1 protein-coding gene is annotated in these 396 nt (G+C 46.5%); it reads left to right on the plus strand.

Annotated elements, in window-relative coordinates; genetic code table 11:
• Nucleotides 1–396, plus strand: a 396-nt coding sequence (locus AAEY78_RS12320; protein WP_352339631.1) for a class II fructose-bisphosphate aldolase, incomplete at both ends; no start/stop codon positions are given.

The raw sequence follows: 396 nt of genomic DNA on the forward strand, positions 1-396 counted from the left end.
GTACCAGTCATGGTGCGTACAAGTTCAGCCGTAAACCTACCGGTGATGTATTACGTATCGACCGTATTAAAGAAATCCATGCGCGGATCCCTAACACGCATTTGGTTATGCACGGTTCATCTTCAGTACCGCAAGAGTGGCTGAAAATCATCAACCAGTACGGTGGTGAAATTCCAGAAACTTACGGTGTACCGTTAGAAGAAATCGTTGAAGGTATTAAGCACGGTGTGCGTAAAGTGAACATTGATACTGATTTACGTTTAGCATCAACGGGTGCCGTGCGTAAATTCTTAGCTGAACATCCTGCAGAATTTGGTCCGCGGACATTCTTAAAAGCAGCAATGGAAGCGATGGCTGACATTTGGACGACTCGTTCTGAAGGATGTGGCGGTGCGG

It is taken from the genome of Psychrobacter sp. 16-MNA-CIBAN-0192, assembly GCF_040309565.1.
Lineage (GTDB): Bacteria > Pseudomonadota > Gammaproteobacteria > Pseudomonadales > Moraxellaceae > Psychrobacter.